Genomic DNA, 13,396 nt, shown 5'->3' with positions numbered 1-13,396 from the left:
GTGCGTCAGGCGGGGTCTGAATCGGGTGCAGGCGCGGCATGCATGCGAAGGCCGGGAGCCAGGATGCCGGCCACGGCCTGCAGGAGTTCCACCTGCTGCGCCTGCACGGCGGGCTCGCGCAGCACGGCGTTCAGCACGCCGATGCACACGCCGTCGGCGACGATGGGCACGTTCAGCAGCGACATTCCGCCGAGGTCCAGGATCCTCTGGTGGTCATCGAAGTTCTGCCGGATGGCGTCGACGCCATCGCTGCTCAGGACCTGGGCCCCCAGCAACACGGTCTCGCCGAAGTGGGTGCCCTCCTTGTCCTTCGTTCCCCCCACGGGATACGCGTGTTCGTCGCTGGAATACACACGCTGCAGGCGCATGGAGCGGCCGACGCGCGCATTGATGCTGAACAGCACGGGGCGCAGATGCTTGTCCACGATCCTGGCGACCTTTCGGTACCGGGTCGCCGCGTCCGGGGCGTCGCTGAATGCGGTTGTCAGATCGGCGTACGCGCCATCCGGCAGGGTGCCCTGGGCACTGCCGAGCGCATCGGCAGGAAAGTTCAGTTCGATCGTGACCCCATCTGGGTCGTTGACGAAGATCTGCTCCAGACTGGATCTCGGGATGCTTCGGCGTCGGTACGGAATCGATTGCCGCGTGAGCCGCTGCTCGAACTCCTGCAGGTCGCTGGCGAAAAAGGCAATATGGTCGACGGCGCCGCTGCCGTGCAGCGTCTCGCCCGGGCTGCGTCCGAAGTGATGGAGCATGGCCGGATCGTCATTGGCCTGCGCCAGGTGCAGGCAGACCTGCGAGCCGATGGCCAGCCAGGCTCCCGGAAAGGGTGCCCAGGGCCTCGGGGCATCGCGCATGCCCAGCGCCTCGATGTAGAAGTGCCGGGAGGCCTCGATGTCCTTGGTGAGCACGAGGAAGTGGTTCAGGTCGGTCAAGGGCATGTGGCGTGTCCCCGGGCTGCGTCGGACAGAAGAAGAAACTGCGTGAGCGCCGCGGCGAGCTGCGCGGGGGCCTGCATGGCCGTGGCATGCCCCACGCCCGGCAGCACCACAGAACGGCAATCGGGAATCGCGCGCGCAATCGAGAGCGCCACCGCCGGCGGAACCACGGCGTCGGCATCGCCCGTGAGCACCAGGGTGGGCGCGGCGATCGCACCGAGGTCGGCATCGAGGCTCGACGCGACGGCTGCGGCGCGCCGTCGGGTGCTGTCATCCGCCGGCCTGACCTTCAAGAAGAAGCCGCGCAGCTCGGGTCGCTCGGCCAGCAAGGGCGCGGTGAAGAACAGGGTCGCGAGTGCCTCGGCGCTCTCGGGCAAGGCCGCGCGCAGTTGCGACAGCCGGGCCACGCCCGCAGGGTTGAGTTCTGCCATCGCGTGAGGAAGCGGCCAGGTGCTTCCCAGCACCAGCCGATCGACCACGTCAGGATGCAGCAGCGCGAGCGCCTGCGCGACCCGGCCGCCGAACGAGGAGCCGAACACATGGGCGCGCTGGAATCCGAGATGGACGATCAGGCGATGGGCATCGTGCGCCAGCGCGTCCAGGCTGGCGGCGTGTGCAGGTGCCGTGGTCTCTCCGCACTCGCGCTGGTCGTAGGAGATGACCGTGAAGGCGGGGCTCAGCAAGGGCACCAGCTCAGCGAACATCTGCCGCGTGGCCTCGGCGCCATGCATCAGGAGGAGTGCCGGCCCCTGCCCTTGCAGCGCGTAGGCCGTCCGCACGCCCTCGTGATCGAAGAAGCCTTGCGTGGATCGTTGCAGCGGGTCGGCCATGGAGACAGTCTTTCAGCGAATTCAGTGCAGTGGAGGGGTGCGTGGCGCAGTGCGTCCTTGCAATGAAGTCTAGGCACGAACGCGCCCCCGCAGAAGCCTCATTTCTCCTGGATCGATCACATCGTGAGAATCCACGGCGCATGAATAGGGGCCCGACCTCCTCGCTCATTCTTCATTCAGAACAGCGGTCAGAATTTGATTCTCACCATGTGAGCCGACACGGATGACTTCGGGTGCCCTTCGACCCTAGCATTGCCGCAAGTTCAACGACGTCCTTGCTGGATTCCCGGGTTCATCTGCCTGTCTGCCTCACGACCTGACTGACCTCTGAACGAAACGGACCTGCCCATGATCGATTCCCGCCATGAGCCCTCGGATGCACGCAGCGGCGCGCAAGCCGTCGAGCGAAGCCTGTCGATCCTTCGGCTGCTGGCGCTTCGCCCTGCCGACGGCTTGCGCATCAAGACCATCTCGCAAGCCACCGGACTGCACGTCGCGACCTCATCGCGCATGGTGCGCGCGATGCAGCAGCTGGGCTTCGTGGAACAGGACCCGGTCACGCGGCGCTACAGGCTGGGTTTCGGTGCGGCCCTGCTGGGTGCGGCCACAGCGTCGCGCCTCCAGGTGAATGCCGAGATTCGCGGACTGATCGACGACCTGGCGGACAAGACCGGCGAGTCGATCTACCTGTGCGTGCGCCAGGGCCTGTCGGCCGTGTTCGTGTACCGCGCCTCCGGCTCCTTTCCCATCCGGGCGGTGACGGTCGACGTCGGCACGCATGTGCCTCTCGGCGTGGGCGCCGCGGGCATGGCCATCCTGTCGACGCTGCCCGACGAGGAGCGCGAGCAGGTGCTGCAGCGCGTCGCGCCGCTGGTGCCCGAATACCGGCTGAAGATGAGCGATGTGACGGAGCTGATGGCCCGCGCAGAGGCGCAAGGCTACGCACTGATGGACGGGCGCACGTTCCCCGGCATCCACAGCGTGGGTGTCGCCGTTCCGGCCAACCGGCAGCACGTTCAGGCAGGCCTCAGCCTGTCCGCCATCGCCGAGCGACTGGACCCACAAAGGCAGGCCACGGTCGCCAAGGACTTGCGCACGGCAGCGAGCCGCATCGCCAAGCTGGAGTTCTTCAAGCACCTGCACGCACCGGCGAGCCAACGTCCGGGCGGCGCCGTGTTCTGGTGATCCGTTCTTTCTTCCCACCCCACCCCATCCACTGCAGGAGAGCCTTGTGAAATCGATCCCCCACCGGAAGCTGTCGTCCACGAATCGCCGAGCCTTGCTCCAGACGCTGGGTGCGGTGGCCCTGGCAGCGCCGTCGCTCTCCTTTGGGCAGGACCGCCCCGCCGTGACCCGCATCGTCGTGCCGTTCGCACCCGGGAATGCCGTGGATGCTTCCGCACGCCAGCTGGCCGAGGCGCTGCGACGCACCACCGGCCGCAACCACATCGTCGACAACAAGCCCGGCGCCGGCGCGATCATCGGCAGCGCCGAGGTGGCGCGCGCCAGGCCCGACGGGTCCGTTTTGCTCTTCACCACCGGGGGCCACACGACCAATGCGGTGCTCTACGGCAAGCTGCCCTACGACTCGCAAAAAGACTTCACCCCCATCTCGCAGGTGACGAGTTCCCCGGGCTTCGTCATGCTCGTTCGCGCAGACGCGCCGTACCGGACCCTCAACGACCTGATGGCGGCGGCGCGTGCCAAGCCGGGCACCGTCACCTTCGCCTCCTACGGCACCGGCAACACCACGCACCTGGTGGGAGAGCTGTTCGCGCGCGCCGCCAACCTTCAGCTCGTGCATGTGCCGTACAAGGCCTCGCCGATCCCGGACCTGCTGGGCGGCCATGTGGACTTTCTGTTCATCGGCACCTCGAGCGGCCTGCCTTTGATTCATGAGGGAAAAACGCGCGGCCTGGCCATCACGTCGGCTTCCCGCATCTCCTACCTTCCCGAGGTGCCCAGCGTCTCGGAGTTCGGCCTCAAGGGCGTGGACATCCCGGCGTGGTCAGGGCTGTGGGGGCCCAAGGGCATGTCGCCGGCACTGGCCACGGCCATCCGGGACGACGTGGCGAAGGCGGTGCAGGAGCCTGCGTTCCAGGCATCGCTGAAGACCTTCGCCAGCACATCGGTCGTGACCACCCCGCAGCAGTTCTCGGACACGGTGTCTGCGGAGATCGCGAACTACAAGCGGCGCCTTGAACCGCTGGGCATCCAGCTCGACTGAGTGCGTGCTTCGGGCAGACCGCGTCGCATCGATACCGGCCCTTCAACCCCCTCGCGCACAGCCGTTGCCTGCATCAGTCGCGGTCTTCGTAATAACGGCGGTGCTGCTCACGCTCCCATTGCCGGCGACGCCATTCACGGCGCTCCGCGCGGCGCTCTTCCCAGCGTTGCGCGCGACGCTCCTCCCAACGCGACCCGGGCTCGTAGTAGACAGGTGCCGGGCTCGAGTAGACCGGCTGGGCGGGCTGGTAGTAGGTCGGGGCCGGCCTCGAATAGACAGGCGCCGGCTCGTAATAGACCGGTGCGGGCTCGCTCACGACCACGCCGGGCACGTTGACGCCAATGGACCAGCTGGTGCCCGCGTTGGCCGATGCGGCGGTGAACAAGGCGCCGACAGCAACAAGACCTGCGGCACCCAGCTTGAGAGCGATTCGGGGAAAAGTCATTTCATCTCCTGGAGGGCAAGAAATCGCCCTGATGCATCACCAACGCCCGGCCTTGCGGCGCCGCGTACATCGCCACGGTGAAGAACGTTCCCAAATGTCACACGGTCAACGGGCACACCAGGGCCTGACGCGGCTGCCCCTCCCCCGTGGCGGGCGCGCCCGGCGCTAAACTGCGGCTCCGTTTTTCAGGAGACCCGCCATGACCCGATTGCTCGTGCGCAGCTTCGGCGTTTCGCTCGATGGCTTTGCCGCCGGCCCGGACCAGAGCCTGGCGCATCCGCTGGGCGTTCGCGGCCCGGAACTCATGGACTGGTTCTTTCCCACGCGCATCTGGCAGCAGATGCAAAAGACGGGCGAGACCAACGGCGAGACCGGCATCGACAACGAGATCGCCGAACAAGGCTTCGCCGAGATGGGCGCCTGGATCCTCGGTCGCAACATGTTCGGCCCGGTACGCGGCCCCTGGCCCGATGACAGCTGGAAAGGCTGGTGGGGTGACGAGCCTCCCTATCACGTGCCGGTCTTCGTGCTGACCCACCATGCCCGCGCGCCCCTGACGATGCAGGGTGGCACCACCTTCCACTTCGTCACCGGCGGCATCCACGATGCGCTGGCGCAGGCGAAGGCCGCCGCGGGTGCGCGCGACGTGCGCTTGGGCGGCGGCGTGGCGACCGTGCGCGAATATCTAAAGGCCGGGCTGATCGACGAACTTCACCTGGCCGTGCGACCGGTGCTGCTGGGACAGGGCGAGGCCCTGTTCGCAGGCCTGGACCTGCCGGCACTGGGCTACCGCTGCGAACGGCAGATCGCAGGCGAGCGCGCCACGCACATGTTCCTGAGCCGCACCGCAGCCTGACGTCACGCCGGGGCATGGGGCACCGCCATGACGCAACCCACCACGGCAGGCCGCTTTCTTCCTGCAGCGTGTTCATCGCACCCGCGCTGTCTCGTGTCTATTCCTCCGGCCTGACGTCCATGCCCAGCGCCTCGGCGATGGTCAGCGCCTGCACGGCCGTGATGATTGCCCCCTGAAGCTGTACGTGCTGCGGCTCCAGTGCACTCAGGTCACTGCCACGCAGGTCGCATCGCGAGAGGTTGGCGCTGTGCAGCCAGGCACCCGACAGATCGACGTCGCGAAGCACGCCGCCGTCGCACCGTGCGCCCGTGAGGTCGATCTCTCGCATCCGTGTGCCGGTGAACGACGCCTTGCGCAGGTCGGCACCCGGCAGGCCGGCAAATGACCAGTCGCCGCCGACCGCTTTCATCACCTCGAACATGCAGCCATCGAACATGCTGCCGACGAACTTGCAATCGATGAAGCTGGCATCGAAGAACTTGCAGGCGACGAACGTGCAATTGACGAAGGCCGCATCCGTATGGACCGACGAATTGAAGCGCGCGCGCCGGAACGTGCAATCGGTGAACACCGAACCGGTGTTTCTGGCCTCTGTCATGTCCAGGTCGCTGAACAGGACGGCGGTGTAGGTTTGCCGGTCGATGTCCTTGCCGTACCAGCGTTCTCCAGCCAGCGTGGTCTGGGTCGCAGGTGCCGGTGCCCCATATGCACGTTCGGCCATGGATCGATTCTCCGAGGAAGGTGGGTGTGAATCCGCGAATGCTAAACGGACCACCCATTCCTACGTTCGGAACCGGCCCGACAACCGCCAGTCAGCGCATTCCGCTCGCGTCCATCGTGACGATCGGCTCCTCCTCCAATGGCCAGGCGCTACCCCACCCTCACAGGTAGTTGAAAAGCGAAATGCTGTTCAACTTGGCAAACGTCATCTGCGTCGCCTGCAGCGACGACTGCCGCTGGTAGAACTCGGAAATCGCCGTGTACGGATCGAGGTCCTCGATCGACGACAGGTAGCTTTCTTCCTGCAGCTTGTTCATCGCACCCGCGCTGTCGAGCGCCTGCAGCTCGACCTGGCGCGAGCCCACCGACGACAGCACGGTGAGCACGTTGTCGTGCGCGTTCGTGACCTTCACGTTGGCGGTGCTCAAGGCGTTGCGCAGTTGCGCCTGGGCCGCCGCGCCGCCGCCGTTGAGCGGCGCGCGCAGCGCGCTCACCAGCTCGCCCAGGGCCGCGAAGATGTCGGTGCCGGCGTTCTGCGCGGTCGACACGTCGAAGCTGTCGCCGTTGGCCGGCGTGCCGCTGATCGCAATCTGCACGCCGCCGAACGAGATCGGGGTGCCGGCGGTGAACGGGCCGCTCGCGGCCACCACGGGCGGCGTGTCCTTGGTCATCACCGTGTAGTCGGTGCCGGTGAAGCGGATGGTGAAGTCACGGCCGTAGTTCGGTGCGGTGGCGTCGGTGATGCTCACGGCGCCGAACACGCCCGAGCCAGTGTTGGCGGGTGAGCCCGAGGTCACGTAGCCCGCACCGCCCTGCACCGACTGGAAGATGCTGCGGCCGTCGTCCGAGGTCGACATCTGGCGCGCCACGTCGATCTGCATCAGCCGCTCGCCCTGGTCGCCCACGTACTGCACGCCGCCGCCGGCCGCCATCACGAAGGGCGGGCTGCCGCTTTTGTAGCCGGCGAACAGGTACTGGCCGCTGCCGTTGTCGCTGTTGGCCACACCCACGAGCTGCTCCAGGCTGCTCTGGATGGCCGTGGCAAGCGAGCCGCGATCGGCGTCCGACAGGCCGCCGCCGCCGGCCTGCACGACCAGCGTCTTCACGTGCTGCAGGATCGACGTCACCGAGTCGAGCGCGTTCTCTTCGGTCGACAGCGCCAGCGCCGCGCGCTGGCGGCTGGTGGCGAACTGGGCGCCCTCCGCCAGCGTCTGGCCCACGCCCAACGCGCGCGCCGCGCCCACCGGGTCGTCGCCGGCCGACAGGAACTTGGAGTTGGTCGCCAGCTGCTGCTGGACCTTGAACAGCTTCTGCTGCTGCAGGCCCATCGACTGCAGGCTCTGTTCGAAGAAGGATTGGGTGCTGATGCGCATCGCGGGTCCTGGAATCTGTACAAAAGGGTTCAGCTGCGGATGCCGAGGATGGCGTCGAACATCGCCGAGGCGGTCTGGATCACCTTGGCGTTGGCCTGGTACATCTGCTGGAACATCAGCAGGTTGCCGGTTTCCTCGTCCTGCACCACGCCCGAAATCGCGCGCTGGCTGGCCTTGATCTGGCCGGTGACGCTGTCCTGCGTGACGGCGGCCACCTTGATCAACATGGCGCGGTTGCCGACATCGCTCACCAGCTGCGAGTACGCGCCGTTGAAGGTCGCGGTACCGTTCGACATGGTGGTCTTGCGCTGCAGCGCGCCCAGCAGCAGCGCATTGCCGCCGTCGGAGACACCGCCGGTGTTCTTGCCGATGGTGAAGGTGTCGCCCTGCGCGGGCGCGCCGGTCATGGCCACGGTGATGCCGTCGAAGCTCATCTTCGCGCCGGCCGTGTACGGCACGGGCGTGCCGGCCGGGTAGCTGGTGGCGGTGCCGTTGGCCAGCGTGACGGTCACGGCCGAGCCGGCCGGAAAGCCCGACAGCGTGCCGGTGCCCGCGTTGAAGCTCAGCGTGACGTTGCCGGCCAGCGGCGAGCCCGGGTAGGCCGCATCGACCGTGGCCGCGCCCAGCGCGCCGCTGCCCTTGTTGCCCGCGGTGTTGCCGGTGATCACAGGCGAGGCGGCGGCCACCTTGGCCGGGTCGCGCACCAGCACCTCGAGGTCGCGCGCGCCGGTGCGCGTGGGCTGCACCAGGAACGAATCGCCGGCCTGCGCCGTGCCGCTCGCGGCCGTGAGGCTCACGCCGTCGAAGCTGATCGGGAAGGTGGTGAAGCTGCCCATCGGCGTCTTGTCCGACAGCCGCGTGACCGTGTAGGTGAGCGTGCCCGCCACGTCGGTGACGCTCACGTTGTAGTCGCTGGTGGTGAGCTTGGACGCATCGGTCAGCGTGGCGCCCAGCTCGAGGTTGCCGCTGTTACCGGCGTTGGCGATCGTGCCCGGCACGGCCTGCGAGAAGAAGTTCTGGCCCAGCGCGCCGTTCAGGTCCACGCCGAGCTTGTGCTGTGCGTTCACCGCGTCGGCCACCGACATGGCGAGCCGGCCGACGGCGTTCTGCGTGGGGATCAGCGTGTCCTTGCGGAAGGCCATGAGGCCGCCGAGCACGCCGCCGGTGAAGGCGCTGTCGTCGAGTTCGACGGTGTTGCCGGCAAAGCCCGACAGCGCCACCACCTGGCGCGTGGGGTCGGCCGACGACGTCACCGCCGCCATCTTGGAGGCGTGGTCGCCCACCACCAGCGACTGGCCGGTGGCGATGAACACGTTGTACTTGCCGTTGTCCTGCTGCAGCACGCGCACGTCGACCACCTGGCTCAGCTCGCTCACGAGCTGGTCGCGCTGGTCGAGCAGGTCGTTGGGCGCCTGGCCGCCGGCCACCGCGCTCATCTGGCTGATCTGCTGGTTCAGGCTGGCGATCTTGGCGGCGTAGGTGTTGATCTGGCTCACGCTGCCCACGATCTGCTCGTTGACCGAGGTGTTCAGGTCCGACAGGTACTGGTCGGTCGCGCGGAACTTGCTGGCCAGCGACTGCGCCGCGCTGATCATCTGCTGGCGCGCCGCCGGGTCGGCCGGCGTGTTGGCCACGCCCTGCACGCTGGTGAAGAAGCTCTGCATCAGCGGCGCGATGCCCGAGGTCTTGTCGGCCAGCAGCTGGTCGATGCGGTTGACCTGCACGCCGTTGGTGGCCAGCGCGGCCGACTGCGACTGCGCGGTGGCCAGCTGCGCCGTGAGGTAGCGGTCGTAGCTGCGCGACACGGTCGTCACGTTGGCGCCCGAGCCGATGAAGCCCGAGCCGCTGGCGATGCCGCCGGCGGAGGCGATCTGCGCGATCTGGCGGCTGTAGCCGGCCGTGTACACGTTGGCGGTGTTGTGGGCCGTGGTCATCAGCGCGGTGCGGGCGACCGCGAGGCCGCTCAGACCTGTGTAGAACATGCTTCCGGACATAAGGCTTTACCTGTCAAAGGGGTGTGGGGGGAGCGGCATCGCACGATGCCTCCCCATGGTTATCGGCAGCGCGCGCCCGAAGTTGAGGGCGCGCGGTGTCATTGCGCCTGGCTCAGAACTCGGACCAGTCGCCCTTGGCGTCGCCGGCCATGGCGAGCTGTGGTGTGCCCGTCGGTTCGCGGCGTGCAGGCAGCGCCTTGGCACGTGGCTTGGGCGTCGGCTTCGGCGGCTTGGGAATCGGCGTGATGCGCGTGAAGCTGGCGCGGGTCGTTGCGACCGCGTTCGCGTCGAGCTTGAAGACGCTCACGGCCTGCACGAGGCTGCCGGCCTGTTCCTGCAGCGACTGCGCGGCGGCCGAGGCTTCTTCGACCAGCGCCGCGTTCTGCTGCGTCACCTGGTCCATCTGCGTGATCGCCTGGTTGATCTGCTCGATGCCCGAGGTCTGTTCCTGGCTCGCGGCGGTGATCTCGCCCATGATGTCCGTCACGCGCTTCACGCTGCCCACGATCTCTTCCATCGTGCGGCCTGCTTCGGCGACCTGCTTGCTGCCTTCTTCGACCTTCTCTACCGAGTCGCCGATCAGGGTCTTGATTTCCTTGGCAGCGGCTGCGGAGCGTTGAGCCAAGCTGCGAACTTCGGAGGCCACGACTGCGAAGCCGCGACCTTGCTCACCAGCGCGTGCTGCTTCCACAGCAGCGTTCAACGCAAGGATGTTGGTCTGGAACGCGATGCCGTCGATCACGCCGATGATGTCCACGATCTTCTTGGACGATGCATTGATCGAACCCATCGTGTCCACCACCTGCGACACGACAGCGCCACCCTTGACGGCGACCTCAGAGGCCGACACCGCCAATTGATTGGCCTGCCGCGCGTTGTCCGCGTTCTGCTTCACCGTCGAAGTCAGTTCTTCCATCGACGCCGCCGTCTGCTCCAGCGAGCTCGCCTGCTCTTCGGTACGCGACGACAGGTCCTGGTTGCCCGAAGCGATCTGCCCCGAGGCCGTGGCAATCGTCTCCGTGCCCGTGCGCACTTCACCCACCACCTTGGCGAGATTCGCGTTCATGTCCTTCAGCGCCTGCATGAGCTGGCCCGTCTCGTCGCGGCTGTCCACGCGAATGTTCGCGCTCAGGTCGCCCGCCGCCACCGTCTCGGCCACGCCCACGGCCTTGGCCAGCGGGCGCACGATGCTGCGCGAGATGAAGAAGGCAAACAGGCCGCCCAGCAGCACCGTGAGCGCCGTCAGCAGCAGCCGCAGGTTGAAGCTCTTCGCATTCGCCGCGTCGATGGCGTGGCTCATGTCGTCGATGGCGCGGCGTTCGATGGCCAGCAGCTCGAGCACGCGGTTCTCATACGCCTTGGCCGCCGGCTGGAACGACAGCTGGTAGGCGCGCACGGTCTCGACCGTGTTGCCGCTGGCCTTGGCGCGGGTCACGTCGTCCTTGGCGGCCTGGTACTTGGCGCGCAGCTCGACGATGGACTTGTAGGTCGCCTTTTCTTCGTCGGTGACCAGCAGCGCCTCGACCTTGGCCATGGTCTCGGTGCCCTTCTTCACGCTCTCGGAGATCACGTCGGCGAACAGCATCGGCAGCGCCTCGTCGGTGGTGCGCGCGATCATCGAGGTGCGCGCAATGGCCGAGTAGGTCAGCACGTACCAGTCGGCAATGAGCCGCTCCTTGGCCAGCGGGCTCTGCATCATGATGCGCGTGGCTTCGGCGTTCCTGTGCGCGGAGATCAGGGCCACGGCGCTGGAGATCACCGACAGCCCGAGCACGATGCCGAAGGCGAGGGTCAGGCGGGTGCCGATGCGAAGGTTCGAAAAGAATGTCATGGGGTGGTCCTCACACGGTGGCGGCGGCTTCGATGAGGCCCATTTCTTCGCTGGACATCAGCCGGTCGATGTCCACCAGGATCAGCATGCGTTCGTCCAGCGTGCCCAGGCCGATCAGGTAGTCGGTGTCGAGCACCGAGCCCATCTCGGGCGCCGGCTTGATCTGCTCGGCCGTGAGCGTGATCACGTCCGACACGCTATCCACCACCATGCCCACCACGCGGCCCGAGATGTTCAGCACGATCACCACCGTGAACTGGTCGTAGGTGGGTGCGCCCAGCTCGAACTTGATGCGCATGTCGATGATCGGCACGATGATGCCGCGCAGGTTGACCACGCCCTTGATGTAGTCCGGCGCGTTCGCGATGCGCGTCACGGCGTCGTAGCCGCGCAGCTCCTGCACCTTCTGGATGTCGATGCCGTATTCCTCGTCGCCGAGCTTGAAGGTCACGACCTCCAGGCGGTTGGCCGCGGCGGACGCGGACGGCGCCGCGCCATTCGATCGCGGTGATGTGGTGTCTCTGGTGTTGTTCAGCATGTGTTCTTCTCCTCGTTCAATACGCATCCCGGGCGCCGGCACCCTCGCCCGCCCCGGTCCTGAATACCCCTGCGGCCCGGACCAGGCCCTGCGCCTGTTCCTGCAGCGACTGCGCCGTGGCCGACGCTTCCTCGACCAATGCGGCGTTCTGCTGCGTCACCTGGTCCATCTGCGCGATGGCCTGGTTGATCTGCTCGATGCCCGAGGTCTGTTCCTGGCTCGCGGTCGTGATCTCGCCCATGATGTCGGTCACGCGCTTCACGCTGCCGACGATCTCCTGCATGGTGCGGCCGGCCTCGGCCACCTGCTTGCTGCCCGCCTCGACCTTCTCCACCGAGTCGCCGATGAGGGTCTTGATTTCCTTCGCCGCAGCGGCCGAGCGCTGCGCCAGGCTGCGCACTTCCGACGCGACCACGGCAAAGCCCTTGCCCTGCTCGCCCGCGCGCGCGGCCTCGACGGCCGCGTTCAGCGCGAGGATGTTGGTCTGGAACGCGATGCCGTCGATCACGCCGATGATGTCGACGATCTTTTTCGACGAGGCGTTGATCGAGCCCATCGTGTCCACGACCTGCGACACCACGGCGCCGCCCTTGACTGCCACCTCCGAAGCGGAAACGGCCAGCTGGTTCGCCTGCAGCGCGTTGTCCGCGTTCTGCTTCACGGTCGAGGTCAGTTCTTCCATCGATGCCGCCGTCTGCTCCAGCGAGCTGGCCTGCTGCTCGGTGCGCGAGGACAGGTCCTCGTTGCCCGAGGCGATCTGGCTCGACGCCGACATCACGCCCGCGACGTTCGCGCCCACGTCCGCGACGATGGCGAAGAGGTTGGCGCTCATCTGGTTCAACGCGCGCAGCAGCCCCGCGATCTCGTCGCCGGGCCGCACCGTGAAGCGCACGAGGTCGCCGCCCGCGATGGTGCGCGCGACCTCGATGGCCTCGTCGAGCGGACGGAACACCGTGCGCCCGAGGAACGCACCCAGGCCCAGCCATGCCAGCGCGGCGCCGAGGCTACCCGCCGCCACGGCGGTGGGCAGCCAGCTGTGCGCGCCGGACGCTGCCACCAGTCGGGACGCTTCCATCCAGCCCATCACGCCCAGGCCCGCTGACAGCGCAGCCGCCGCGACGGTCACGCCGAACACGCGGCGCCGCACCGGGATGCGCCGCAGCCGCGCCAACGGATGGGCCCAGCCGCTGCGCACCACCTCGCCCTGCAGCAGCTCGAGGCCCTTGGCCTCGCCTTCTCGCATGCGGCGGTAGAGGGCATCGGCGGCGGCCACGTCCTCGCGCGCGGGGCGGCTGCGCACGGACATGTAGCCCTCCACGCGGCCCTGGTGACGGATCGGCGTGACGTTGGCGAGCACCCAGTAGAAGTCACCGTTCTTGCGCCGGTTCTTGATCAGGCCGGTCCAGGGCAGGCCCTGGTCCAGCGTGCGCCACAGGTCAGCGAAGGCCTCGGGCGGCACATCGGGGTGGCGCACGATGTTGTGCGCCTTGCCCAGGAGTTCGGCGGCCGTGAAGCCGCTGGCCGCGACGAAGGCCGGGTTGACGTAGGTGATGCGGCCCTTGAGGTCGGTGCGGGACACCAGGGCCTCTTCCTTCGAGAGTTCGTATTCGATGTCGGTGACGGGCAGGTTGACACGCATGGCCG

At 67.4% G+C, this 13,396-nt stretch carries 12 protein-coding genes; 3 read left to right on the top strand and 9 right to left on the bottom strand.

Translation table 11 applies throughout. The features are described from left to right. Nucleotides 1–5: 5 nt before the first annotated feature. A complete protein-coding gene (locus AC3WQM_RS06550; RefSeq protein WP_492677404.1) occupies nucleotides 6–941 on the bottom strand; it encodes a VOC family protein in 936 nt (311 codons plus the stop codon). Beyond that, on the bottom strand, nucleotides 932–1,768 hold the full coding sequence (locus tag AC3WQM_RS06545; protein ID WP_492677403.1) for an alpha/beta fold hydrolase: 837 nt from the start codon (nucleotides 1,766–1,768) through the stop codon (nucleotides 932–934). Before AC3WQM_RS06545 ends, AC3WQM_RS06550 begins: the two co-directional genes overlap by 10 nt. A gap of 348 nt (nucleotides 1,769–2,116) precedes the next feature. On the opposite strand from AC3WQM_RS06545, the gene AC3WQM_RS06540 reads away from it, so the two are divergent. Continuing rightward, entirely contained in the window at nucleotides 2,117–2,953 is an 837-nt protein-coding gene (locus tag AC3WQM_RS06540) for an IclR family transcriptional regulator (RefSeq protein ID WP_492677402.1), read from the top strand. A gap of 94 nt (nucleotides 2,954–3,047) precedes the next feature. Next, nucleotides 3,048–3,995: a Bug family tripartite tricarboxylate transporter substrate binding protein gene (locus AC3WQM_RS06535; RefSeq protein WP_492677401.1), complete on the top strand. Its 948-nt coding sequence runs from the start codon at nucleotides 3,048–3,050 to the stop codon at nucleotides 3,993–3,995. Nucleotides 3,996–4,068: 73 nt separating this feature from the next. Here AC3WQM_RS06535 and AC3WQM_RS06530 read toward each other — a convergent pair whose 3' ends face one another. Beyond that, nucleotides 4,069–4,440 (bottom strand): hypothetical protein, encoded by a 372-nt coding sequence (locus AC3WQM_RS06530; RefSeq protein ID WP_489059587.1) that lies wholly within the window; start codon nucleotides 4,438–4,440, stop codon nucleotides 4,069–4,071. Between the two features lie 199 nt (nucleotides 4,441–4,639). On the opposite strand from AC3WQM_RS06530, the gene AC3WQM_RS06525 reads away from it, so the two are divergent. Next, nucleotides 4,640–5,296 (top strand): dihydrofolate reductase family protein, encoded by a 657-nt coding sequence (locus AC3WQM_RS06525; protein WP_489059588.1) that lies wholly within the window; start codon nucleotides 4,640–4,642, stop codon nucleotides 5,294–5,296. 97 nt (nucleotides 5,297–5,393) lie between these two features. On the opposite strand, the gene AC3WQM_RS06520 is transcribed toward AC3WQM_RS06525, so the two are convergent. The 6 genes from AC3WQM_RS06520 to AC3WQM_RS06495 form a co-directional block, all read right to left on the bottom strand. Then, nucleotides 5,394–6,017, bottom strand: a complete 624-nt coding sequence (locus tag AC3WQM_RS06520; protein ID WP_492677400.1) for a pentapeptide repeat-containing protein — start codon at nucleotides 6,015–6,017, stop codon at nucleotides 5,394–5,396. A gap of 160 nt (nucleotides 6,018–6,177) precedes the next feature. Next, entirely contained in the window at nucleotides 6,178–7,389 is a 1,212-nt protein-coding gene (gene flgL / locus AC3WQM_RS06515; RefSeq protein ID WP_492677399.1) for a flagellar hook-associated protein FlgL, read from the bottom strand. A gap of 29 nt (nucleotides 7,390–7,418) precedes the next feature. After that, nucleotides 7,419–9,371, bottom strand: a complete 1,953-nt coding sequence (gene flgK / locus AC3WQM_RS06510; protein ID WP_492677398.1) for a flagellar hook-associated protein FlgK — start codon at nucleotides 9,369–9,371, stop codon at nucleotides 7,419–7,421. Between the two features lie 124 nt (nucleotides 9,372–9,495). Beyond that, nucleotides 9,496–11,214 (bottom strand): methyl-accepting chemotaxis protein, encoded by a 1,719-nt coding sequence (locus tag AC3WQM_RS06505; RefSeq protein WP_492677397.1) that lies wholly within the window; start codon nucleotides 11,212–11,214, stop codon nucleotides 9,496–9,498. Nucleotides 11,215–11,224: 10 nt separating this feature from the next. Beyond that, nucleotides 11,225–11,752, bottom strand: coding sequence for a chemotaxis protein CheW (locus AC3WQM_RS06500; RefSeq protein WP_492677396.1), 528 nt, complete (start codon nucleotides 11,750–11,752; stop codon nucleotides 11,225–11,227). Between the two features lie 16 nt (nucleotides 11,753–11,768). Beyond that, complete coding sequence (locus AC3WQM_RS06495) at nucleotides 11,769–13,391, bottom strand: methyl-accepting chemotaxis protein (RefSeq protein ID WP_492677395.1); 1,623 nt, start codon at nucleotides 13,389–13,391, stop codon at nucleotides 11,769–11,771. Nucleotides 13,392–13,396: the final 5 nt, after the last annotated feature.

It is taken from the genome of Variovorax sp. FW301-JW7 (assembly GCF_058788795.1).
This window is presented reverse-complemented; position numbering and strand designations above follow the sequence as displayed.

Excerpts from the sequence above, each read along its gene's own strand:
- AC3WQM_RS06520 (WP_492677400.1), bottom strand. The coding sequence starts at position 6,017 with ATGGCCGAACGTGCATATGGGGCACCGGCACCTGCGACCCAGACCACG.
- AC3WQM_RS06550 (WP_492677404.1), bottom strand. The coding sequence starts at position 941 with ATGCCCTTGACCGACCTGAACCACTTCCTCGTGCTCACCAAGGACATC.
- AC3WQM_RS06500 (WP_492677396.1), bottom strand. The coding sequence starts at position 11,752 with ATGCTGAACAACACCAGAGACACCACATCACCGCGATCGAATGGCGCG.
- AC3WQM_RS06505 (WP_492677397.1), bottom strand. The coding sequence starts at position 11,214 with ATGACATTCTTTTCGAACCTTCGCATCGGCACCCGCCTGACCCTCGCC.
- flgL (WP_492677399.1), bottom strand. The coding sequence starts at position 7,389 with ATGCGCATCAGCACCCAATCCTTCTTCGAACAGAGCCTGCAGTCGATG.
- AC3WQM_RS06495 (WP_492677395.1), bottom strand. The coding sequence starts at position 13,391 with ATGCGTGTCAACCTGCCCGTCACCGACATCGAATACGAACTCTCGAAG.
- AC3WQM_RS06540 (WP_492677402.1), top strand. The coding sequence starts at position 2,117 with ATGATCGATTCCCGCCATGAGCCCTCGGATGCACGCAGCGGCGCGCAA.
- flgK (WP_492677398.1), bottom strand. The coding sequence starts at position 9,371 with ATGTTCTACACAGGTCTGAGCGGCCTCGCGGTCGCCCGCACCGCGCTG.
- AC3WQM_RS06530 (WP_489059587.1), bottom strand. The coding sequence starts at position 4,440 with ATGACTTTTCCCCGAATCGCTCTCAAGCTGGGTGCCGCAGGTCTTGTT.
- AC3WQM_RS06525 (WP_489059588.1), top strand. The coding sequence starts at position 4,640 with ATGACCCGATTGCTCGTGCGCAGCTTCGGCGTTTCGCTCGATGGCTTT.
- AC3WQM_RS06545 (WP_492677403.1), bottom strand. The coding sequence starts at position 1,768 with ATGGCCGACCCGCTGCAACGATCCACGCAAGGCTTCTTCGATCACGAG.